The 20599-nt window shown below is 73.5% G+C and carries 18 protein-coding genes and 1 pseudogene; 10 read left to right on the top strand and 9 right to left on the bottom strand.

All coding sequences use genetic code 11. The features are described from left to right. The first annotated feature begins 70 nt into the window (after nucleotides 1-70). Nucleotides 71-1753: a DUF885 domain-containing protein gene (locus AB0J21_RS31185; RefSeq protein WP_363149515.1), complete on the top strand. Its 1683-nt coding sequence runs from the start codon at nucleotides 71-73 to the stop codon at nucleotides 1751-1753. Between the two features lie 256 nt (nucleotides 1754-2009). Here AB0J21_RS31185 and AB0J21_RS31180 read toward each other — a convergent pair whose 3' ends face one another. Together AB0J21_RS31180 and AB0J21_RS31175 are read right to left on the bottom strand one after the other, a co-directional pair. Continuing rightward, nucleotides 2010-5027 (bottom strand): SMC family ATPase, encoded by a 3018-nt coding sequence (locus AB0J21_RS31180; RefSeq protein ID WP_363149514.1) that lies wholly within the window; start codon nucleotides 5025-5027, stop codon nucleotides 2010-2012. Then, on the bottom strand, nucleotides 5024-6184 hold the full coding sequence (locus AB0J21_RS31175) for an exonuclease SbcCD subunit D (RefSeq protein WP_363149513.1): 1161 nt from the start codon (nucleotides 6182-6184) through the stop codon (nucleotides 5024-5026). The genes AB0J21_RS31180 and AB0J21_RS31175 overlap by 4 nt, the downstream gene beginning before the upstream one ends. A gap of 438 nt (nucleotides 6185-6622) precedes the next feature. Between AB0J21_RS31175 and AB0J21_RS31170 the strand changes: the two genes are divergently transcribed. From AB0J21_RS31170 to AB0J21_RS31145, 6 genes and pseudogenes are all read left to right on the top strand, one after another. Further along, a complete protein-coding gene (locus AB0J21_RS31170) occupies nucleotides 6623-7102 on the top strand; it encodes a spore-associated protein A (RefSeq protein ID WP_363149512.1) in 480 nt (159 codons plus the stop codon). A gap of 301 nt (nucleotides 7103-7403) precedes the next feature. Next, a complete protein-coding gene (locus AB0J21_RS31165) occupies nucleotides 7404-9338 on the top strand; it encodes a DUF2264 domain-containing protein (RefSeq protein WP_363149511.1) in 1935 nt (644 codons plus the stop codon). Between the two features lie 79 nt (nucleotides 9339-9417). Continuing rightward, nucleotides 9418-10029: an HD domain-containing protein gene (locus tag AB0J21_RS31160; protein WP_363149510.1), complete on the top strand. Its 612-nt coding sequence runs from the start codon at nucleotides 9418-9420 to the stop codon at nucleotides 10027-10029. Nucleotides 10030-10085: 56 nt separating this feature from the next. Next, nucleotides 10086-10736 (top strand): annotated as a pseudogene (locus AB0J21_RS31155) (hypothetical protein). Between the two features lie 464 nt (nucleotides 10737-11200). Beyond that, entirely contained in the window at nucleotides 11201-11509 is a 309-nt protein-coding gene (locus AB0J21_RS31150; protein ID WP_363149509.1) for a hypothetical protein, read from the top strand. Further along, the gene (locus tag AB0J21_RS31145) at nucleotides 11506-12153 is read left to right on the top strand and encodes a hypothetical protein (protein ID WP_363149508.1); all 648 of its coding nucleotides are present in this window, start codon (nucleotides 11506-11508) and stop codon (nucleotides 12151-12153) included. The genes AB0J21_RS31150 and AB0J21_RS31145 overlap by 4 nt, the downstream gene beginning before the upstream one ends. Here the strand turns inward: AB0J21_RS31145 and AB0J21_RS31140 are convergent. Both AB0J21_RS31140 and AB0J21_RS31135 read right to left on the bottom strand, forming a co-directional pair. After that, the gene (locus tag AB0J21_RS31140) at nucleotides 12146-12886 is read right to left on the bottom strand and encodes a hypothetical protein (RefSeq protein ID WP_363149507.1); all 741 of its coding nucleotides are present in this window, start codon (nucleotides 12884-12886) and stop codon (nucleotides 12146-12148) included. The genes AB0J21_RS31145 and AB0J21_RS31140 overlap by 8 nt on opposite strands. Beyond that, nucleotides 12883-14286, bottom strand: coding sequence for a putative T7SS-secreted protein (locus tag AB0J21_RS31135; RefSeq protein ID WP_363149506.1), 1404 nt, complete (start codon nucleotides 14284-14286; stop codon nucleotides 12883-12885). Before AB0J21_RS31135 ends, AB0J21_RS31140 begins: the two co-directional genes overlap by 4 nt. A gap of 336 nt (nucleotides 14287-14622) precedes the next feature. On the opposite strand from AB0J21_RS31135, the gene AB0J21_RS31130 reads away from it, so the two are divergent. Together AB0J21_RS31130 and AB0J21_RS31125 are read left to right on the top strand one after the other, a co-directional pair. Next, nucleotides 14623-15324 carry a hypothetical protein gene (locus AB0J21_RS31130; RefSeq protein WP_363149505.1) on the top strand — a complete coding sequence of 234 codons (702 nt, stop codon included), beginning with the start codon at nucleotides 14623-14625 and terminating at the stop codon, nucleotides 15322-15324. 170 nt (nucleotides 15325-15494) lie between these two features. Further along, the gene (locus tag AB0J21_RS31125) at nucleotides 15495-16043 is read left to right on the top strand and encodes a GNAT family protein (RefSeq protein WP_363149504.1); all 549 of its coding nucleotides are present in this window, start codon (nucleotides 15495-15497) and stop codon (nucleotides 16041-16043) included. Between the two features lie 153 nt (nucleotides 16044-16196). On the opposite strand, the gene AB0J21_RS31120 is transcribed toward AB0J21_RS31125, so the two are convergent. The 4 genes from AB0J21_RS31120 to AB0J21_RS31105 form a co-directional block, all read right to left on the bottom strand. Then, the gene (locus tag AB0J21_RS31120) at nucleotides 16197-17243 is read right to left on the bottom strand and encodes a Ku protein (protein ID WP_363149503.1); all 1047 of its coding nucleotides are present in this window, start codon (nucleotides 17241-17243) and stop codon (nucleotides 16197-16199) included. A gap of 140 nt (nucleotides 17244-17383) precedes the next feature. Then, entirely contained in the window at nucleotides 17384-17566 is a 183-nt protein-coding gene (locus AB0J21_RS31115) for a hypothetical protein (RefSeq protein ID WP_363149502.1), read from the bottom strand. A 257-nt stretch (nucleotides 17567-17823) separates the two neighbouring features. Next, on the bottom strand, nucleotides 17824-18702 hold the full coding sequence (locus AB0J21_RS31110) for a helix-turn-helix transcriptional regulator (protein ID WP_363149536.1): 879 nt from the start codon (nucleotides 18700-18702) through the stop codon (nucleotides 17824-17826). 93 nt (nucleotides 18703-18795) lie between these two features. Further along, nucleotides 18796-19422: a YigZ family protein gene (locus AB0J21_RS31105; RefSeq protein WP_363149501.1), complete on the bottom strand. Its 627-nt coding sequence runs from the start codon at nucleotides 19420-19422 to the stop codon at nucleotides 18796-18798. 175 nt (nucleotides 19423-19597) lie between these two features. On the opposite strand from AB0J21_RS31105, the gene AB0J21_RS31100 reads away from it, so the two are divergent. Continuing rightward, on the top strand, nucleotides 19598-20002 hold the full coding sequence (locus AB0J21_RS31100; RefSeq protein ID WP_363149500.1) for a CoA-binding protein: 405 nt from the start codon (nucleotides 19598-19600) through the stop codon (nucleotides 20000-20002). A 19-nt stretch (nucleotides 20003-20021) separates the two neighbouring features. Here AB0J21_RS31100 and AB0J21_RS31095 read toward each other — a convergent pair whose 3' ends face one another. After that, on the bottom strand, nucleotides 20022-20585 hold the full coding sequence (locus AB0J21_RS31095; RefSeq protein WP_363149499.1) for a YbaK/EbsC family protein: 564 nt from the start codon (nucleotides 20583-20585) through the stop codon (nucleotides 20022-20024). Nucleotides 20586-20599: the final 14 nt, after the last annotated feature.

Genomic DNA, 20599 nt, shown 5'->3' with positions numbered 1-20599 from the left:
GGCAAGGCCGGCACCTGCCCCTTCGCCGCCCAGGTGACGCGGGGGCCCTCGCCGTACCAAGATGTGGGCCATGCCAGAGACCAAGATCCCGCTGCCCCGCGAGGTGGCCGACGCCTATGTCGACGACCTCATCGCTCTCGACCCCATCACCGGCACCTACCTCGGTATCAAGGAGAGCGCGAGCAAACTGCCCGACTTCTCCCCCGAGGGTGCCGAGGCGCTCGCGCGGCTGGCCGGGGAGACCCTCGACCGGCTGACGCGGGCCGAGCGGGCCCCGGGCGCGGACAGCGACATCGAACGACGCTGCGCCCGTCTGCTGCGCGAGCGGCTGACGGCTGAACTCGCCGTCCACGAGGCGCAGGAGAGCCTGCGCACGGTCGGCAACATGACCACCCCCGCGCACGCCGTGCGCGACGTGTTCACGGTGACCCCGGCCGAGACGGAGGAGGACTGGGCGGCCCTCGCCGAGCGGCTGCGCGCCGTGCCCGCCGCCATCGAGGGCTACCGCGCCTCCCTGGCGCTGGGCCTGGAGCGGAAGCTGTACGGCCAGCCGGAGCCGACGGCGACCTTCGTCGGGCAGCTCACCGAGTGGGCGGGCGAGGGCAGCGGCTGGTTCGACGAGTTCGTCGCGACGGGTCCCGGGGCGCTGCGCGCCGAGCTGGACGAGGCGGCGCGCGGGGCGACCGCGGCGCTCGCAGGGCTGCGCGACTGGATGCGGGACGTGTACGCCCCGGCCATCGAGGGCGCCCCCGCCGTCGTCGGCCGCGAACGCTACGCGCGCTGGGCCCGTTTCTTCAACGGCACCGACCTGGACCTGGACGAGGCGTACGCGTACGGCTGGGCGGAGTTCCACCGTCTGCTCGGCGAGATGCGGACCGAGGCGGAGCGGGTGCTGCCGGGCGCCGACAGCCCGTGGACGGCGCTCGCCCACCTCGACGCGCACGGCACGCACATCGAGGGCGTGGAGGAGGCACGGGAGTGGCTCCAGGGCCTGATGGACGAGGCGATCGAGAAGCTGGACGGCACGCACTTCGAACTCGCCGACCGGGTCCGCCGGGTGGAGGCGCGGATCGCCCCGGCGGGCGGTGCCGCGGCGCCGTACTACACGGGCCCCTCCGAGGACTTCTCGCGACCCGGCCAGACCTGGCTGCCGACGATGGGCGAGACCCGCTTCCCGGTCTACGACCTGGTGTCGACCTGGTACCACGAGGGGGTCCCCGGCCATCACCTCCAGCTCGCCCAGTGGACGCACGTCGCCGAGGACCTGTCCCGCTACCAGGCGGGCATCGGCATGGTCTCGGCGAACGTCGAGGGCTGGGCGCTGTACGCCGAGCGGCTCATGGACGAACTCGGCTTCCTGGACACCGCGGAGAAGCGGCTCGGCTATCTCGACGGGCAGATGATGCGCGCGCTGCGGGTCATCGTGGACATCGGGATGCACCTGGAGCTGGAGATCCCGGCCGACTCCCCGTTCCACCCCGGTGAGCGCTGGACCCCGGATCTCGCGCACGAGTTCTTCGCGACCCACTGCAGCCGGCCGGCGGCGTTCGTGGAGAGCGAGATGATCCGCTACCTGTCGATGCCGGGCCAGGCCATCGGCTACAAGCTCGGCGAACGGGCGTGGCTGACCGGCCGGGCCAACGCCCGTCGTGCGCACGGCGATTCCTTCGACGCGAAGAAGTGGCACATGGCGGCACTGTCCCAGGGGTCCCTGGGGCTGGACGATCTGGTGGACGAGTTGTCGAAGCTCTGACCCGGCCCTCGCCTCCGCGCGCCCCTGGTCCGGGGCGGCGCGGGGCGGGTGCGGGTCAGCAGCCGCAGTCCGGCGTCCCGAGCGGGGCGGTGAGCCGGTCCGGGGCGTCCTGCCGGCGCGCCGCCCCTGCGGCCCCCGGCCGTCTCGTACGGGAGCCCCTCCCGCACCCAGTACTCGAAGCCGCCCAGCAACTCCTTGACGGGGTAGCCCTGTTCGGCGAGGACGAGGGCCGCGCGCCCGCTGGGCCGCTGAAGCCCTAGCCGCGGGCCTGTGCCCCGTCCGCGTACTGCCGCACGGAGGAGCCCGCACGCCCCTTGACGACCTCCAGCTGGGCGTGGACGCGGCGGCGCAGATCGCCCACGTGGCTCACGACGCCGACGCAGCGGTCGCGTTCGCGCAGGGAGTCGAGGACGTCCATGACCTCGTCGAGGGTCTGTTCGTCGAGGCTGCCGAAGCCCTCGTCGATGAAGAGGGTGTCGAGGCGTACGCCGCCCGCCTCGTCGGTCACGACGTCGGCGAGGCCGAGGGCGAGCGAGAGGGACACGAAGAAGGTCTCCCCGCCCGACAGGCTCGCGGTGTCGCGTTCGCGGCCGGTCCAGGCGTCCACGACGTGCAGGCCGAGGCCGGAGCGGCGGCGTCCGCCGCGGTCGTCGGAGTGGACGAGGGTGTAGCGGCCCGCGGACATCCGGGCGAGCCGGGCCGAGGCCGCGGCGGCGACCTGTTCGAGGCGGGCGGCCAGGACGTAGGACTCCAGGCGCATCTTGCGCTCGTTGTCCGCCGAGCGCCCCGTGGCGAGGGCGGCGAGCCCCGCGATCCGTTCGTACTCGGTCCGCAACGGCCCCAAGGCCCTCACCTCGGAAGCCAGTTGTGCCGAGAGACCGTCGAGCGCGGTGCAGCGGCGCTCCGCCTCGTCGCGGGCGGACGCGGCGGTGCGGGCGCGTTCCTCCGCCTGCTCGGCGCGGGCGGAGGCCCGCGCGGTCCGCGCGGCGGGCCGCCCCGCCGCTTCGGCCACCTCCGGGTCGGCGAGGACGGCACGGACCTCGGTGTCCCGTTGCCGCCACTGGTCGATCCGCCGGTTCAGCTCGCGCCGTTCGGCCTCGGGCAGCAGGGCGCGGGCCGCTTCGCGCGGGGTGGTGAACCCGGCGCGGAAGGCGGCGTCGGCGAGTCGGGCGTCGGCGTCCTTGAGCCGCCGGGCGCCCTCCTCGGCCTCCCGGGCGCGTTCAGCGGCCTCGCCGAGCAGCGCGGCGAGCGTATCGAGGTGCGCGGCGCGCGCCTCGACGCTCTCGGCTCCGTCCCTGGCGCGTTCGACGTCGGCGTGCAGACCGGCCGCCTCGCGCTCCAGTGCCTCCCGGGCGGCGGCCCGGGTGGCCGCACGGGTGAGGGCCAACTGCTGTGCGGCGCTGCGGCGTTCGTGTTCGCGCTCGGTCCGGGCCTGTTCCTCGTGGGCCGCGTGCAGACCGGAGGCGGTCCGGTGCGCGGCGGCGCGCTCCTCCTCCAGTTCGGTGACGCTGGCGGCGAGACGCTCGACGGAGCCGTCACCGGCCGTCTCGGCGGCGGCCTCGCGGGAGGCGGCGAGCGCGGCCCGTTCGTGGTCCGCCTCGGCCAGCCGCGCGTCGGCGCGCTGGTAGGCCGCGTGGGCGCCGTCCTCGGCGGCCCGGTCGACGTGGCGGGCGCCGCGCTCGCGGGGGGCGGGGTGCTCCGCGCAGCCGCAGACGGGGCAGGGCTGCCCGCCGGTCAGTCCTTCGGCGAGTTCGGCGGCGATGCCCTGGAGCCGGGCCTCGCGCAGGTCGAGCCAGTGCTGCCGGGCGACGTCGCGGGTCTCGCGGGCCGAGGCCGCGCGCTCGGCGGCGCGGGCGTGCTCGGCGGCGAGCCGGTCCCTGCGGCGGGCGGCGTCGAGACGGGCACGGGCGGGTTCGATCCGTGCGGTGAGCTGTTCGACGCGGGTGGCGGCCTCCTGGGCGCGGGTGACGCGGGCGCGCAGCTCGCTCTGGCGCCCGGGCCACGCTTCGAGCCAGGCCTCGGCCTCGGCACGCGTCTCGTCGTCGGCGTGCTCCTCGCGCTCCAGCCGCCGGCGTTCCTCCGCGATCCCGGACAGGCGCCGCTCGGCGCGACGGGCGGCGGTGAGGGTGCCGCGTTCCTCGTGGGCGCGGCGGGCGGCGGCGGCGAGCGTGGCGGCGCCGGCCCCGGTGTGCGCGGCGGGCAGCGCGGCCCGTGCGCGGCGTTCGGCTTCGAGGGCCTCCTGGTGCGCCGCCGCCTCGCTCTCGCGCAGGCCGAGGGCGGGGGCGACGCTCTCCGCGCGGCGCGAGCGCTCGACGCGGTCCACCGTCTCCTGGTGCTGCCCGGCCTGGGCGGCGAGCGCCTCGGCGCGGGCGAGGGCCTCGGCGTGACGGGCCTGGAGCCGTTCGCGTGCGCGCTGCTCGTCGAGGTCCTGGCGGTCGGCGGCGAGGCTCCGGCCCGCCCACTGCTCGCGCAGGCCGGCGAGGTCGCGGTGCTCACGGGCCGCGCTGCGGGCGACGGCAGCGTAGGCGAGGGCCTGCCCCGCGAGTCCGGGATCGCCGGCCTGTGCCTGGGGGGCGGGCAGCTCCGCGCGGGCCCCGGCGGCCTGCTGGAGGCGGTGCAGGAGGGTGAGGATGCGGGTGTCGCCCTCCTTCACCCCGGCGCCGGCCCGCTGTCCGAGGTCGACGAGCCGCTGTTCGACGTCGGCGAAGCGCCGGGTGTCGAAGAGCCGGCCGAGGAGGGTGCCGCGTTCGGCGGTGTCGGCGCGCAGGAACCGGGCGAACTCCCCCTGCGGGAGCAGCACGACCTGGCAGAACTGGTCCTTGCTCATGCCGAGCAGGGCGCCGATCTCCTCGCCGACCTCCTGGTGGGAGCGGCTGAGGTCCTTCCAGCCGGTGGCGGGCTCGTGCTCGCGCAGCCAGGTCTGGGCCTTGTCGAGGGTGGTGCCGGTGCCCCGCTTCTTGGGGCGCTCCCAGGCCGGCTGCCGGGTCACTTCGAGGCGGCGGCCGCCGATGCTCAGCTCCAGCTGGACCTCGGTGCGGACGGGGGGCGCGGCGTGGTCGCTGCGCAGCCCCTCGCCGCGCCCGCCGGAGGACTGGCGGGCTCCGGGGACGCTGCCGTACAGCGCGTAGCACACGGCGTCGAGCACGGAGGTCTTCCCCGCTCCGGTGGGTCCGTGCAGGAGGAAGAGCCCGGCCTCGGAGAGGGAGTCGAAGTCGACGCTCTGGGTGCCCGCGAAGGGCCCGAAGGCGGTGACGCGCAACCGGTGCAGTCTCATCGTCCGCGCTCCGTTCCCTGGACGTGCACGCGCGCCGAGTCGACGGCCTCGCGCAGGACGGCGCGTTCGCGGGCGTCGGCGGCGGCGCCCCGGACGTGGGTCACGAAGTCCTCGGCGATCTGCTGGTCGCTGCGGCCGCGCACCCGCTCCCCGTAGGAGGTGTGCTCTTCGCCGGGGGCCCGGTCCGGTGCGAAGACCAGGTTCAAAACGTGCGGGAAGCGGGCGGCGAGCCGGGCCATGGGCTCGGCGGGCCGCAGCGGGTCGGTGAGGGTGGCCTCGACCCAGGACTCCTCGTGCGGGGTGTGCGCGGGGTCGGTGAGGAGCGCGTCGAGGGTGCCGCGCAACCGGGCCAGCGGGCGCGGCTGCGGGCAGTCGACGCGTTCGGCGGCGACCTCCCCACGCGGCCCGAGGTCGAGGAGCCACATGCTCTTGCGGTGTCCGGCCTCGGAGAAGGAGTACGCGAGCGGGGAGCCCGAGTAGCGGACGCGTCCCGTGAGGACCTGACTGCCGTGGAGGTGACCGAGCGCGACGTAGTCGACGCCGTCGAAGACGGTGAGGGGCACGGCGGCCACCCCGCCGACGGTGATGTCGCGTTCACTGTCGCTCGGCAGACCGCCGACGACGAAGGCGTGCGCGAGGACGACGGAGCGGGTGCCCGCCGGCCGTGTGGCGAGGTCGGCGCGCACCCGGTCCATGGCCGCGCCGAGTACCCCCTCGTGGTCTGCGACGGCGGCGAAGTCGTCCTTGACCAGAGCGGGTTCGAGGTAGGGCAGCCCGTAGAAGGCGACATCGCCGTGGGCGTCGCGCAGGACGACGGGCTCCCCGCAGTGCTCGGGCCTGGTGCGCAGGTGGACCCCGGCCGCCCCGAGCAGCCGGGCGCCGACCCCGAGCCTGCGCGCCGAGTCGTGGTTGCCGGAGATCATCACCGTGGGCACGCCCAGCGCGGAGAGGCGGTGCAGCGCCTCGTCGTACAGCTCGACGGCGGCCAGCGAGGGCACCGCGCGGTCGTAGACGTCCCCGGCGACGACGACGGCCTCGACCGCTTGTTCGCTCACGGTCCGCACGAGGTGGTCGAGGAAGGCGCCCTGCGCGTCGATCATGCCGACCCGGTGGAAGGACCGGCCGAGGTGCCAGTCGGAGGTGTGCAGAATCCTCACGGTGCCGCTCCGTCCCCCATGTCCGCTCTCATGCCGCCGCTCCCCGGGACCGGCGCCGAGGCCGCAGCGGCCTCGCCGTCATCATCGGCCACGCCGGTGCCGGTCGGTCTCCGGCCCCTCACGGACCTCAGTCTGCCACCCGCGTCCGGGGCGGTGCGGCCACGGGTGACGGCCGCGACGCGAACCGCCGCGCGGCCCGCCCGGCGAGCAGCCCCCGCGACCGCCTCGGACCGCCCCGCCGAAAGCCCCGCCTCCCGCCAGCAACCCGCCGCACCGATTCGCCCGCAGTGTCATGAATCGGTAACAGGCGGTATCGGGCACAACCATCGACTGCGGCACCTGGTCTGACATTGCGTGATTCACACCATGTTGTCCGTTCAGGAACCGGGCACCCGCCCGGAGGGCACGTGGTGCCCCATCGAGGAATCGGGACGTGACATGACCACCATGCGACGCGTATCAGCCATCGGCGCCACCGCCGCCGTCCTCACCTGCGCGGCGGCCGTCCTGGCCCCGGCCGCCGGTGCGGCGGAGCCGACGGCCCACCGGACCGGCACGACGACGAAGGCCGCGGCCGCCGCCAAGTACAACGGCGCCTGCGGCACGGGCTACTCCGTGGTCAACTCCGCACAGATCGGCACCAAGGGCACGGTGTTCCTCACCTATAGCTCCGCGACCGGCAAGAACTGCGTGGTCACCGTCCGCACCGCCCCGGGCGCGGCCGTGCACATGACGGCCTCGCTCGGCTTCGCCTCCCCGACCACGACCGTCACGGACACGGGCTACTACACGACGTACGCGGGGCCGGTCTACCTCGACGCACGGGGACTGTGCGTGACCTGGCGCGGAGAGATCGCCGGGGAGGTGGCCGGCAAGGACGGCACCAACTGCGGAAAGCTGGCGACGAACCAGCACTGAGCCGGCCCGCGCACCGGTCGCCTGCGGCCCGTCAGTCACCCTGACGGGCCGCAGGCGCGCCAGGACACGGCGGGCCGCAGGCACGCCAGGACACAAGGAAGCGGGAGAGGAGGAATCGGCCGGGGGACTCGGCACGCCCGCCGGAGAGCTGGGCCACGAGACACCTCTTGTAGGCACCCGCCCCTTCTGCCAGGGTGAGGGCGAGAAAGCGCTTTCCACCACGTCGGGGCCCATAGGGCAGCGTCCGCGCACCGCGCCCGCTCCCCCATCTCGACCGAGATCCGAGAGGTGACCTCCCTCCATGACCGCACTCCGTCCGCCCTTCCCGCTACCGGCCGAGGACCGCGAGCTGAGTCCGTACACCGGGTTCACTCGTGCGCACTGGGAAGCCGCCGCGGACGGACTGCTCGCGGCCGCCTGGCGCTGGGCCTCGCCCGGCGGGGCGCGGCTGGATCTGCCGGGCCGGGCCTCGGCCGCGGGCCCCCGCTCGGACGGCCTGGAGGGCTACGCGCGGACCTTCCTCGCCGCCGCCTTCCGGGTCGCGGGCGCCGGGGGTGAGGACCCGCACGGCTGGCTCGGCCGGTACGCCGAGGGGCTGGCCGCGGGGACGGCGACGCCGGGCGGGGACGACGCGGACAGCTGGCCGCGGATCGTCGACTACCAGGTCTTCGGCCAGCCGATGGTCGAGTCCGCCTCCGTCGCACTCGGCCTGCACCTGACCCGGCCCTGGCTGTGGGACCGGCTGGACCCGGCGGTACGGGACCGGGCGGCCGACTGGCTGCGCGGGGCGGTCGTCAGCACCTGCCCGCCGAGCAACTGGCAGTTCTTCCCGCTGACCGTCGCCACGTTCCTCGAAAGCGTCGGCCGCGGGGACCGGGACACCGAGCGGGTCGTGCGCCGCGCCCTGGACGCGGTCGAACTGTGGGACCGGGGCGAAGGCTGGTACTCCGACGGGGAGTTCGGCGCCTTCGACCACTACAACGGCTGGGCCCTGCACCTCTACCCGGTACTGCACGCACGGCTGCTCGGCGACGAGGACCTGCTCGCCCGCTTCGGCGGCCGGCTCAGCGAGCACCTGCGCGGCTTCGCCCTGACCTTCGACGGGAACGGGGCACCGCTGCACCTCGGCCGCTCCCTGACCTACCGGTTCGGGGCGGCGGCAGGTGTGGGCCTCGGCGCCGTCACCGGGCACACCCCGCTCTCCCCCGGCACCTCGCGGCGGATCATGAGCGGGGCGCTGCGCTACTTCCTGGAACGCGGCTCCGTGGACGGGGACGGGCTGCTCTCCCTCGGCTGGCACGGGCCGCACCGCGCCACGCTCCAGCGCTACTCCGGCCCCGCCTCCCCCTACTGGGCGTCGAAAGCCTTCGTCGCGCTGCTCGCGGGGCCCGGGCATCCGCTGTGGACGGAACGTGAGGGGCGCGCGCCCGCGGAACAGGAGCGGCCACCCGTGGCGCTGCGGGCCCCCGGCTGGCTCGTCCAGACGTCACCCGGCAGCGGGCTGGTCCGGGTGCACCAGCACGGCAACGCGCACCCTCAGCCCCACGCCGTGGCGCGGCACGCGGCCGACCCGCACTACGGGCGCTTCGCCTACTCGACCCGGACGGGCCCCACCGCCGAGGAGAACGTCGCGGACAACTCCTTCACGGTGGTCCTGCCGGACGGTTCCACGGGCATCCGGATCGGTGGCGAGCCCCTGGGCTGCGGGACGGAACCCGGGTACGGCTGCGGCTGGGCGGCCTCCGCGCACACACCGGTCTTCGCGCCCGGCGCCCCGCTGCCCGTGAACCTGCGGGTGGAGAACGTCACCGTGGTGCGGGGCGGCTGGGAGCTGCGCGTCCACCGTGTCCTGCACGCCCCGGAGGGGACGCGGCTGCGCCTGACGGGCTGGGCCACCGGGCCGGGCGAGGAGGTCACGAGTGTGCTGCGCCCCCTGTGCGGACTGACGGACGCGGGCCGCGAACGGGCCCCGGAGGGAACGGCGTTCACCCGCTACGCCGAGGTGCCGCGGCTCGACGGCACGGCCTCGGGCACGCTCGTGGTGGCCGCCCTGGCGACGCTCACGGACGGCGAGGAGGCGCGGCGGAACGAGATCCCCGAGGACGTCGGCGGCATCGTGGAGGTGGTGCGTCGCGACGCGGACGGTGTCGAGTTCCGCTGGGCGCAGGACGGCCTCGTCACCCGGGTCTCCTTCGCTCCGCTCGACGTCGCGTCCCGGCGCGCGACGGACGGGTGAGACCGGCCGGTCCTTGCGGGCAGGTGCGTGGCGGTGAGGCCGCGGCGTGGCCGGCGAAAGGGCCCGTTACGCTCGCGGAATGCGCATTCCCTCCCTCGCCGAGATCGAGGACCTGCACAAGAAGTACGCCCCGGACGCCGACGCCCACGCCAGCGTGCACACGCACTGCGGGATCGTCTGGCGCATCGCGGAGCAGCTGATCGAGAGCAGCGGGGCGGCGGTGGACGCGGAACTCGTACGGGCCGGCTGCCTCCTGCACGACATCGGCGTCTACCTCCTCAGCGCCGACGCCGAGCAGGGCGTCCTCGGCCAGGGCCACTACATCCGCCACGGTCTCCTCGGCCACCGCGTGCTCGCCGAGGAGGGCTGGCCCGAGGGCCTGTGCCGGTTCTGCTCGTGCCACACCGGCGTCGGCCTCACCCAGGAGGACATCGTCCGCCAGGGCCTGCCGCTGCCGCCCGGCGACTACGTGGCGCTCACCGAGGAGGAGCGGCTGGTGATGTACGCCGACAAGTTCCACAGCAAGTCCCGCCCGGCGAGGTTCCACACGCCCGAGGGCTACGAGAAGATCGTGACCCGCTTCGGCCCGGACAAGGTGGACGCCTTCCGGGAACTGCGCGACCACTTCGGCGACCCCGACATCGCGGCTCTCTCGGCGGAGTTCGGGGAGCCGACCGGGGCCACCCCCTAGCCGGGTCCGTGGAAGCTGGAAGGGGTCGCCCTCTCCCCTCGCGACACGGTGCTGCGATGTCTCGCTCAGCCGAAGCCGGATCAGTGCCGTCTCCCGTCAGCGGGGACGACGTCGGCCTCGCCGTGCGGCTCGCCGTCGGCATCCTTCGGGACGCGCCCGCGCGGGGGTCGGGCGGTCAGGCCGGTCCGCTGGAGTGGGGCTGCGGGGAGACCGCCGAGCACCTCGCCAACGACCTGCTCCAGCACGCCGTGCAACTGGGCCGCACAGCCCGCCGCTGGACACCCATGTGCCTTTCGCGTTGCGCCGGAAGAGACCGGACGCACCCGCGGTCTTCGTCTTCGCGGACCGTGACGCGGGCCCGGCCTGGTGCAGGTGCTGGAGGCGTGCGGAGCGCTGCTGATCGCCATGGTGCGCACCACTCCGCCCCGCCGGCTACGCCGCCGGGGTCTCGGACCCCGAAGGCTTCGCGGCGCTGGGAGTGCGGGCGACGCTGGTACACACGCACGATCTGGCGGAAGGCCTCGGGCTTGGCTGAGCCCTGCCCTCCGCTCTCTGTTCGCGGGTGCTCTCCCGTCTCCCGTCTGTTACCCCAGGCTCCGGGCGGCGCGGATCCCTGGCTCACCCTGTTGTGGGCCACCGGCCGCGCCGGACTGCAGGGGCACCCTCGTCTCAGCACGTGGTGCTCGGACAGCACTCCGCGGTCATAGGAGCGGATCGGCCTCAGACGCGGCCAGGCAGCTGATCGCCCCCCTGCCGCGGCGAGAGCGCACCGGGCCACCCGTTCCAACCGACGCCCCCACGAACCTGCGCGATCACGGCACTGGTGACCCACCACCGCCTCCCCCGCCGACGCCGGGCACAAGTCCCCCCGCAGCCACGACACCGAACAGCGGTGCGCGGAAACCCAACTGGCGCACGACGGCTTCGCAGCGGCAGGCGACAGCCAGAACCTCCCCTCGGCGCGCACCTCTTCGCCCGCACCGCTTGGCGGACCTTCCTCGACTCCGTATCCGTACGCGGACAACCGCGGCCCCTGACGAACCGGGCTCGTGAACGGTGGCCCTCCCGCCGCCTCGCGGACCCCTGGTGGAGCCCCATCCGCACCGATAGCCTCTTGACGGGCCGGATGACGCGGGCCGAGCGGTGTCAGGAGAGAGGCGGCGGGGGGCGAATGTCCTTTCTGAAGTTCGCGGGCGACGAGGTCAAGGAGATGGCGGGCAGGCTGGAGACCAGCGGCGGCCACATGAAGAGCGCGTCGAAGGAGATGAAGCGCGCCGACACGAAGGAGATCGGGCACAGGGGCCTGGAATCCGCGTGCGACGACTTCGCGAACTCCTGGGACTACGGCTTCGGGCAGCTCTCCAAGCTCACCAGGGGCGTGTCGAAGTTCGCCGACAAGGCGGCCGAGGAGTTCACCAAGCTCGACCAGAAGCTCTACGACGAGCTGAAGAAGGCCGGCGAGGGCAAGGGAAGCGGATGAGGCTGCGGCGGGAGCTCGGGAAGCTGCTGCGGGAGGCGGAGGAGCACGAGCGGTTTCTCGCGGAGCTGCGCGCGATCGGTCCGGTCGAGGACACCGAGCTGACCTACTCCACCGTGGTCCCCTCACCCTCGCTCCGGTCGTTCGCCCAGTTCGCCTATCTGGCAGAACAGTACGGATACCGGTATGCCGGGGCGGACCCGGAATCCGGCGGCCCCCGCACCCCGCGCTTCCAGTTCCACCGACTGCCGGACGCACGCGACCGCACCGCCGGCATGCGGCACCGCTACCCCGGCGCCCCGTACGCCGGCCGGCTCCCGGGGCTGAGCGCCTGGCCCCTCCCCCGGCTCACCCGGCCGGAAGCACGGGCCGAGGTGAAGCTCCTGCACGCCCGCGTGGTGATCGACTACTCGGGCTCGTTCCGCACCGAGCCCATGCGCCGCTACCTCATCGCGATCCCCGCCGTGTCCCTGATCGCCCTGGTCGTGAACGGCAATGAACTGTCCGTGCGCAACCTCGGCCTGACAGCGGGTATCGCGGCGCTCCTCCTCGCGCTGCTCTTCACCTCACGCCTCTTCCTGCGCCGCCGCGGAGCCATGTACCGCAAACGCCTGGAGCGGGCCGGGACACCCTGGCCCCCTACCTGACGACAGCCGGGGCGGCGTCCGGCACGTCGAAGGTGAACGTCCGCGCGATGTGCGAGAGCCGCTCCGCGTACGAGTCCAGCAGGTACACCGAAGGCGTGGTCAGCGTGACGTACACGCAGTAGCCGCGCGCCGCGGGGACGACCAGTTGGAGGACCGCCATGGGCAGTGTCCGTGCCCGGCCCGCGCTCTCGGCGCCCTCCGGCGTCCGCGCCGGGTCACGCAGTTCCACGGAGCGCAGCGCGACGGACATCACGGCGGGCCCGACCGGCAGTTTCGTCGCGAGCACCGTGTCCGTGGACCCCCGCACTCCCTTGCCCAGCTCGAAGTCCACCTCCTGGAGCGGACCACGCGCTTCGCGCAGCTCGTGCTCCTTCGCCCGGTAGGCGGCCTCCGCGGCCAGCAGCCGGTCGCGGTGCTCGCTGGGACGTACGGATACGACGACCACGCCGTACGACAGCTTGTCGGTGTCGCGGACGGGCTCGGCGCCCAGGCACATCGCGAGGTCGACGAGGGTGTCCCCGTGCTCGGCGAACAGCGGGGCGGCGCGGCGCAACCGCTCTGCGGAATCGTCCCGCTCACCCGCCTCGGCCTGCGGCATCAGCTCGGCCAGCGCCGCCTTCCAGCCCTCGGCCGTGTCCGGGTCACGCACCACGACGAACTCCTCGGGCAGCCGGTAGTGGAAGGCGTACGGCACACCCCGCCCTTCGGCCTCCGCCGGCGGCGCCCCGGTCATGACGCCGCCACGTAGGACGAGGGCTTCAGGCCGTTGGTGAAGGTGGCACCGGCGGAGGACAGGGCCTCGTCCGGGGTGCCGTGGTGGCCGTAGTCGTAGTCCAGGAGCGGCGGGACGGTGCCGACCACGGGGACGTCGCCCAGGTTGACGTCGGTGTTCAGCCACCGTGAGCCGTTCAGGTTCGAGAGGCCGCCCAGGCCGACCCCGGCCTGGGTCCAGCGAAGGTCCCCCAGATGCCCCTTGGCGATCATCGACCGGCCCTGCGACACCAGCCGTTCACCCTGCCCGATCTGCCGGTAGCCCTGGCTGGTCTGGCTGAAACCCCTGAAGGAGTTCCGTACTCCCTCACCGATCCCCTTCGCGTTCTTCCACGGGCTCTTCGTGAAGATGTTCCGGCCCGCCTTGCCCAGCGAGGCCGCGAAGCCCTTGCCCAGCCTCAGCGTCTCGCCCGCCGCCACGTTGGTCCGGCCCAGGGTCTTCATCGCCTCACCCGCCTTGGCGAGCTTCCCGCCCTTCCCGGCCAGCCTGAGGCCCTTGAAGGCGCGGGCGCCGGCGAAGACGCCGACCGCGTCCCACGCGATGGTCTGCCAGGTCACATCGGCCCCGCCGGCCATGGCGCCGAGGTGGGCCGCGAGCGCGCCACCCGCGACCAGCAGCCCGATCAGCCCGAGGCCGGGCACCCCGATGAGGGCGAGCACACCGATCACCAGAGCGGCATCGGCGAGGAAGTCACCCACCGCCTTCCAGAACTCCGGGTCGGAGAGGGTCTTCCAGGCGTCGGACATGAACTCGCCGAAGCTGTCGACCATCCTGTCGAACCAGCCGGGCTCCGGTGGGGCGTCGTCGGCCGCGTCCTTGAGGGTGCGGGCCGTGGTGTCGGCCGCCTCGACGTACTCGCTGTGCAGGGAGTGGGCGCGGCGCCGTACGTCCTCCAGCTCGCCGTCGGCGTTCTCGTACGCCTCCTTCTTGCCCTTCTTGTCCTTCTCGTGCTCCTCCTTCTCCTTGTCGCTCATGTGGGAGGTGTCGCTCGTGACGCCGTCCAGCGCCCCCTTCGCGGAGCCCGCCTTCCTGGCGGCCGCCGCGGCCTCCTCCTCCAGTCTGCGGGCCCGCGCCTGATAGCTCTCCAGGCCGGCCTGCCAGCCCGAGAGCGCGCGGTGCGCCGAACTCATGGCGCTCAGCGCCTTCTTGAGATACGGCGGTATCTTCCCGACGGACTCGGAGAAGGCGTCCGCGGACTTCCCCACCCAGATGCCGTCCGAGGTACCGATCCCGCCCAACTGGGTCTGTGCCGTGTCGCCTTCGCTGACCACTCGGCCCATGGCCGAGACCATCAGCCGCACGGTCTCCACATCGCCCGGTGCCGGATCGAACCCGAGATTCGGGTACGTCGACGCGCCCATTGCCTCTCCCCCGTGTCACCGCTTCAAAGCCACCTGCCCCGGCTCCGCCGGGCGCTCGGCTGTCCACTGTCAAAGAAGTTACCTACGGGACGGACGGTTCCGCCATCGCCTGCCGTGAACTACGGAGCAGGCGCACCGGGGAGGGCCCGAGGGCCTGTGCGCCTCGGGACGCGTCCGGTGGCGCCCGGTTCCTCTGTTACCAGGTGCGGACATAGAACGGCGAACAACTCCGGGCCGGGTGCCATCACAAGGGGTGTAGCTGACACCGGACCCGGCCGGACGGCCCGCGAGAGCGGGCGCGGATGCCGGGTCCTGACTCCCCCGGAGGTTTCCGCCATGACCACTCGCCGTGCTCGTCGTACCGCCCGTTCCGCCGCTCTGGTGGCCGTCGCCGCCGCTGCCACGTTCTCCCTGACCGCCTGCCAGACCGGGGGCGACGACGACGCCGCCGCGTCGAGCACCAGGATCTCCGGCTCCGTCTCCCAGTCCGGCGGTACCGACGACGCGTCCGACCACGCGTCCGGCGACGCCGAGCCCGGCACGGACAAGGCGCAGAACAGCGCGCGGGCCGAGACGTCCGCCGCGCGCACCACCACCGCGCCGGCCGCGACCACCAAGGCGGCGTCCCCGGTCCGCACCGAGACCCTGGTGGACGGCAGCAAGGCCGAGATCTCCCAGCTCGGCGAGCAGCGGTACCGCGCCAAGATCGTCAACGCGGGTGCCGTGCTGGCCACGATGGAGACGAACGGGCACGACGCGGGGCTCGACGGCAACGGCATGTTCGTCGTGCTCACGATGGGCGGCGAGATCCACTCCTGGATGGGCGGCGAGCACACCGGACCGGGCACCTTCAAGCTCGCCGGCGGCTGGACGGCCAAGGTCACGAAGCTCGGCGAGCTGCGGTTCCGCGCGCAGATCATCGGCCGCGAGGGCGCGGTGGAGGCCACGCTGGAGACCAACGGACACGACGTCGGCCTCGACGCCAACGCCTCGTACATCGTGCTCAGCGCCGGCGGTGAGATCAGCTCCCACATGTGAGTGCGGGTCGCTGGACTCGCGCGGGGCCCGTCGGCACCGAGCCCCGCGTGAAGCCCCAGGGGTATTGCCCGGTGAGGTGTTCTCCCTGGCCGTCAGCGAGGCCGGGTCCGCAGGGACGCCGACCACAGGTGACCCGCACGGCGGCCGCGACCGTCGCTTAAGGTGGCGCGATGTTTGAAGGAACGCTGGTGAGGCTGCGCGCGTTGCGCTCCGAAGACACGGAGCACCATCTCCGATGGCGCAACGACCCGGAAGTGGTGCACTGGGCCGCGGCGGGTGACCCGTGCTTCGGCCCGGTCACGGCGGAGGCGATCGGACTCGGCTTCGACACCATGCTGCGCCTGAGCCCGAGGGAGTCGGCGGTGTTCTCGGTCGAGGCACTGGCGGAGGGACGGGTCATAGGCATGGCCGACTACCGGGACCTTGACCCGTACGCCGGAGTGGCCACGCTGGGCGTCACCATCGGTGAGCGTGAGTTCTGGGGCCGCGGCCATGGCAGTGACGCGCTGCGGCTGCTCGTGGACCACTTGTTCGGCGCCTACCCCCTCAGTCGCCTGGAGCTGGACACCTGGAGCGGCAACGAGCGCGCCGTGCGCGCCTTCACCCGGCTGGGCTTCCGCGAGGAGGGCCGCCGCCGGTCGGCGGTACTGGTGGAGGGGACACGCCATGACCGCGTGCTCTTCGGAATGCTCCGCGAGGAGTGGGCGAGTCCCGCGTGACGCCGTGGGCGAACGTGCGGAAGACCACCGGTCCTGAGGCGCGCGCTTTCGGCCACCGGACGGGCGGCCGGCCCACGAGTTCACCGGACGCGGGTCACGAGCCGGGGAGAACCACAGGCCGATCCGTGCGCCCGTACGCGGTGGCCCGCCCGCTCAGGCCGGTTTCTTCTTGCCGCTGTTGTCCGTGGATGCCTTCTTGGCCGTCGTCTTCTTCCCGGCCGTCTTCTTCGCCGGAGGCGACTTCCTCGCGGGCGCCTTCCCGGCGGAGGCTTTCCGGGCGGTCCCCTTCTTGGCGGGGGACTTCTGGGCGGAGGGCTTGTCAGCGGCGGGCTTCTTCGTCCCCGTCTTCTTCGCCGTCCGCTTCCCTCCGGTCCGCTCGCGCAGGTCGTGGACGGTCGCGTCCTCGCCGGACTCCGGCTCTCCCCGGCTCTCGCGGGCCGTGCGGACCGAGTCCTGGAGGGCGGCCATCAGGTCCACGACCTGGCCCTTCTTCGGCTCCTCGGGCTCCTCGTGCGGGGGCTCGCGGCCTTCGGACCTGGCCGCGATCAGTTCCTCGACCGCCGCGCGGTACGCGTCCTGGAAGTCGTCCAGGTCCTCGCGGTGCATCGTGTCCATGAGCGAGACGGCCTGGTCGATCTCCTCGTCCGTGACCTCGGCCGGCTTCGGGGGCAGCCCGGAGCCGTCGCGGACCTCGTCGGGCCAGTGGAGGACCTGGAGGACGATCACCTCGTCCAGTACGCGCAGCATCGCGAGCCGTTCCTTGCCACTGAACGCGTACTTCGCCAGGGCCACCTTCGCGCTGCGCTGCAGGGCCTTCCGCAGCAGCGTGTACGGCTTCGCGGCGACCTGTCCGTCGCCCTCGAGGTAGTAGCCGGTGCCCATCTGGATCGGGTCGATCTCGTCGGCGTCCACGAACGCCACGATCTCGATCGCCTTGGCGGTCGGCAGGGGCAGGTCCTCGAAGTCCTCGTCGGTGAGCGGCACGATCCGGTCCCGCGCGACCTCGAAGCCCTTGCCGATCTCGCTGCTGTCGAGCACCTTCCCGTCGATCTCGCAGATCTTCCGGTTGCGGACCCGGCCGCCGTCCTCCCGGTGGACCTGATGGAAGCGGATGCTGTGGTCACTGCTCGCGGGCAGCATCTTCACCGGGATGGTGACCAGGCCGAACGACACGGCACCGCTCCAGATCGGACGGGGCATGCGCACCTCCTGGACTGCCGTGGCGGAACTCCAGCCTAGGAGGGGACGCGGGGCCGGGCGACTCGGCACCCGCGAGGCGGCACACGAGGGCGAGCGGCGAAAGCCCCGCCACCCGCCGAAGGCAGGGGCGGGGCGCGTGCTCACGCCGTCTCGTCGTAGTCGTCCTCGACGGCGGGCGGGAGGTCCGGCTCCAGGAACGGCGTGATCGAGGGCACCGGCCGGTATGCGGGCGCGGCGTCGGTGTCCGCGAGTCCGAGGCGGTTCTGGCTGCCCTGGTCGGCGCCCTTGCGGCGCGGCTGCTGAGCGGGCAGGGGGTCTGGCACGGGCTGCTCCTACGAGTGTGGGCGCCGGATCGGATCGGGTCCGCCCCCGGCGATCGGGGATGACGAGGAAGACTACGGGTCCGCGAGGGCTTGGACGTGGCACTGCTCTGCGACCCTCGCGGCCGCCCCGGGGCAACCGGGCCCGTCCCCAGGGAACGGGTGTCGCCTCGCGCTCGGCATCGCCGAGCCGTCGGTCAGTTTCTCACCTCGCGGGCCCGAGTTCTGTCCGTTCACCACGAAGTTCTGTGACCGCCGTCCTAACCGCCGTCTTCACCGGGCACTCCGTCCGGGGCCGCGGGGTGCAGCGGGTCGCGCTCCCAGTCCGGCCAGGCGGGCCCCAGAGCCTCGCGCAGCGCCTCGGCCGTCCGCCGGTCGGCGGGCAGGAAGGTCTCCACCGCCAGCTCCGAAACCGTTACGTCGAGCGGGGTGTTGAAGGTGGTCGCGGTCGAGAGGAAGGTCAGTTCCCGGCCGCCCGCCTCGATCCGCAGCGGCAGGGCGTAGGGGTACGGGGCGCGGGCTTGCGGGGCGCGGGGACCAGGAGCCTCCCACCCCTCCTCGGCTCCCGGTACCGGATAGCGCAGCACCTCCTCGTAGACCGCGCGCAACCGGGGGTGCGCACCCAGCGAGAGGTGCCGTTCGACGCGGTGCAGGAAGTGGGCGCGCCATTCGGGGAGGTTGCGGATACGAGGGGCGAGGCCCCGGGGGTGCAGGGTCAGGCGGATCGCGTTGAGCGGGGCGGTGGCGAGTTCGGGCGGCAGTTCGCCGAGCAGGAAGCGCACGCCCCGGTTGGCGGCCACGACGTCGTAGGCACCGTCCACGACGAGGGCCGGGTGGGGTTCGTGGGCCCGCAGCAGGCCGGCCAGGGTCTCCCCGAGCGCCGCCATCTCCTCGGCGTCGAGCGGCGTCTGCGGGTAGACGGGGGCGTAACCGGCCGCGACGAACAGGGTGTTGCGCTCCCGGATGGGCAGGTCGAGCTGTTCGGCGAGGCGGGCCAGCAGGTCCTCCCCCGGCCGGGCACGGCCCGTCTCCACGAAGCTCAGGTGCCGTGCCGAGCTGCCGGCGCGCAGCGCCAGTTCGAGCTGGCTGATGCGGCGCTCCCCGCGCCACAGGCGCAGCAACTCCCCGGCGGTGGGCATGGTCCGGGCGGAGGGAGGGACGGTGGTCGTGGCGTCGGCGGTCACGTCAGCGAAGGTAGCCGAAGGCAGGCCCTCGTGGCATCGGCCGGGGGGTCACACCTCTCCGTACGCCTCCGCGCCGAGTTCGAAGGAGGCGGTGCCGGCGGTGGCGTCCGCGAGCCAGGCGCGGAAGTCCTCGATCTCGGTGCCGGGCAGGCCGATGTCGAGGGCGACCCGTTCCCCGTAGCGCACCTCGCGGACGGTGCGGCCGGTCGAGCGCAGGTCGTTCTCGATCTTCCCGGCGCGCTGGTGGTCGACGGTGACGGTGGCGAGCCGGTAGCGGCGGCGGGTGACGGTCCCGAGCGCGTCGAGGGCCTCGCCGACCGCTCCCCCGTAGGCCCGGATGAGTCCGCCCGCGCCGAGTTTGATCCCGCCGTAGTAGCGGGTGACGACGGCGACGACGTACCGCAGCTCGCGGCGCGTGAGCATCTGGAGCATCGGCACCCCGGCGGTGCCGCCGGGTTCGCCGTCGTCACTGGCGCGCTGCACGGAGGCGTCGGCGCCGATGACGTAGGCGTAGCAGTTGTGGCTCGCGTCGGCGTGCTCCTTGGCGATCCGCGCCACGAACTCCTGGGCCTCGCGTTCCGTGGCGGCGGGGGCCATGGAGCACAGGAATCGCGACCGGTTGACCTCGGTCTCGTGGTGGCCCGCGCGGGCCAGGGTGCGGTACTCGTCCGGCATACGGTCAGCGTATGCGCAGCGCCGGGGACCGGGCCGCCCGGGGACCGCACGTGCCGGGGCGGGCGGGGGGAATCCCTCGCGCGCGGAGATCGTTGGCGCGGGAGACGGAGACCGCCGGAGCCCGTACGGCGGCACGTCCGGCCCTCGCGGGCCACCTCGGACTCACGGAGGCACCATGTACGGCACTCAGGACACCGTCCGCAAGATCCTCACCGGGAGCGGTGACACCTGGGCGGTGGTGGGACTGTCCCGCAACGAGGCACGCGCCGCCTACGGGGTCGCGGCGGTGCTCCAGCGCTTCGGCAAGCGGATCGTCCCGGTCCACCCGAAGGCGGAGACGGTCCACGGCGAACAGGGCTACGCCTCGCTCGCCGACGTCCCCTTCCCCGTGGACGTCGTGGACGTCTTCGTCAACAGCGAGCAGGCCGGGGCGATCGCCGACCAGGCCGTCGCGGCCGGGGCCGGGGCCGTGTGGTTCCAGCTCGGCGTGGTCGACGAGGCGGCGTACGAACGGACCCGGGCGGCGGGCCTGGAGATGGTCATGGACCGCTGCCCCGCCATCGAGATCCCCCGGCTCTGAGGCTCCCGGACGCCCGTTCTCAGGAGGCGCCGAGCCCGAGCCCCTCGATGACGACGGCTCCCGGCAGTCCGAGGAAGGCCTTGCCGGGCACCAGCAGCTTGCCCCGGCGCCGGCCGCTGCCGACCAGGACGTACGGCAGTTCGGTGACCGCCGCGTCCACGAGCAGCGGCCAGTCGCCCGGGAGACCGACCGGGGTGATCCCGCCGTACTCCATGCCGCTCTCGCCGACCGCGAAGTCCATCGCGGCGAAGGACACCTTGCGCGCCCCGAGCTGCTTGCGCACGACGCCGTTGACGTCGACCCGGGTGTGCGAGAGGACGACGCAGGCGGCGTGGGTGCGGGTCTCCCCGCGCTTGCCCGCGACGACCACGCAGTTGGCGGAGTTCTCCAGCAGCTCCTGCCCGTAGTGCTCGACGAACGCGGCGGTGTCGGCCCACTGCGGGTCGGTGTCCACGTACACCAGCTCCTCGACGGGGACCGGGCCGCGCCAGTGGCGTACGGCCTCGGCGACGGGCGCGACCAGGTCGTCGAGGGCTTCGGGGGCGGTACGGACGTCGGTGAAGTTGCCGAGAGGAGCACGCATGGCGGCACGCTAGC

It is taken from the genome of Streptomyces sp. NPDC049954, assembly GCF_040656295.1.
GTDB lineage: Bacteria > Actinomycetota > Actinomycetes > Streptomycetales > Streptomycetaceae > Streptomyces.
The sequence above is the reverse complement of the archived record's forward strand: the minus strand, read 5'-3'. Positions and strand labels throughout refer to the sequence as shown.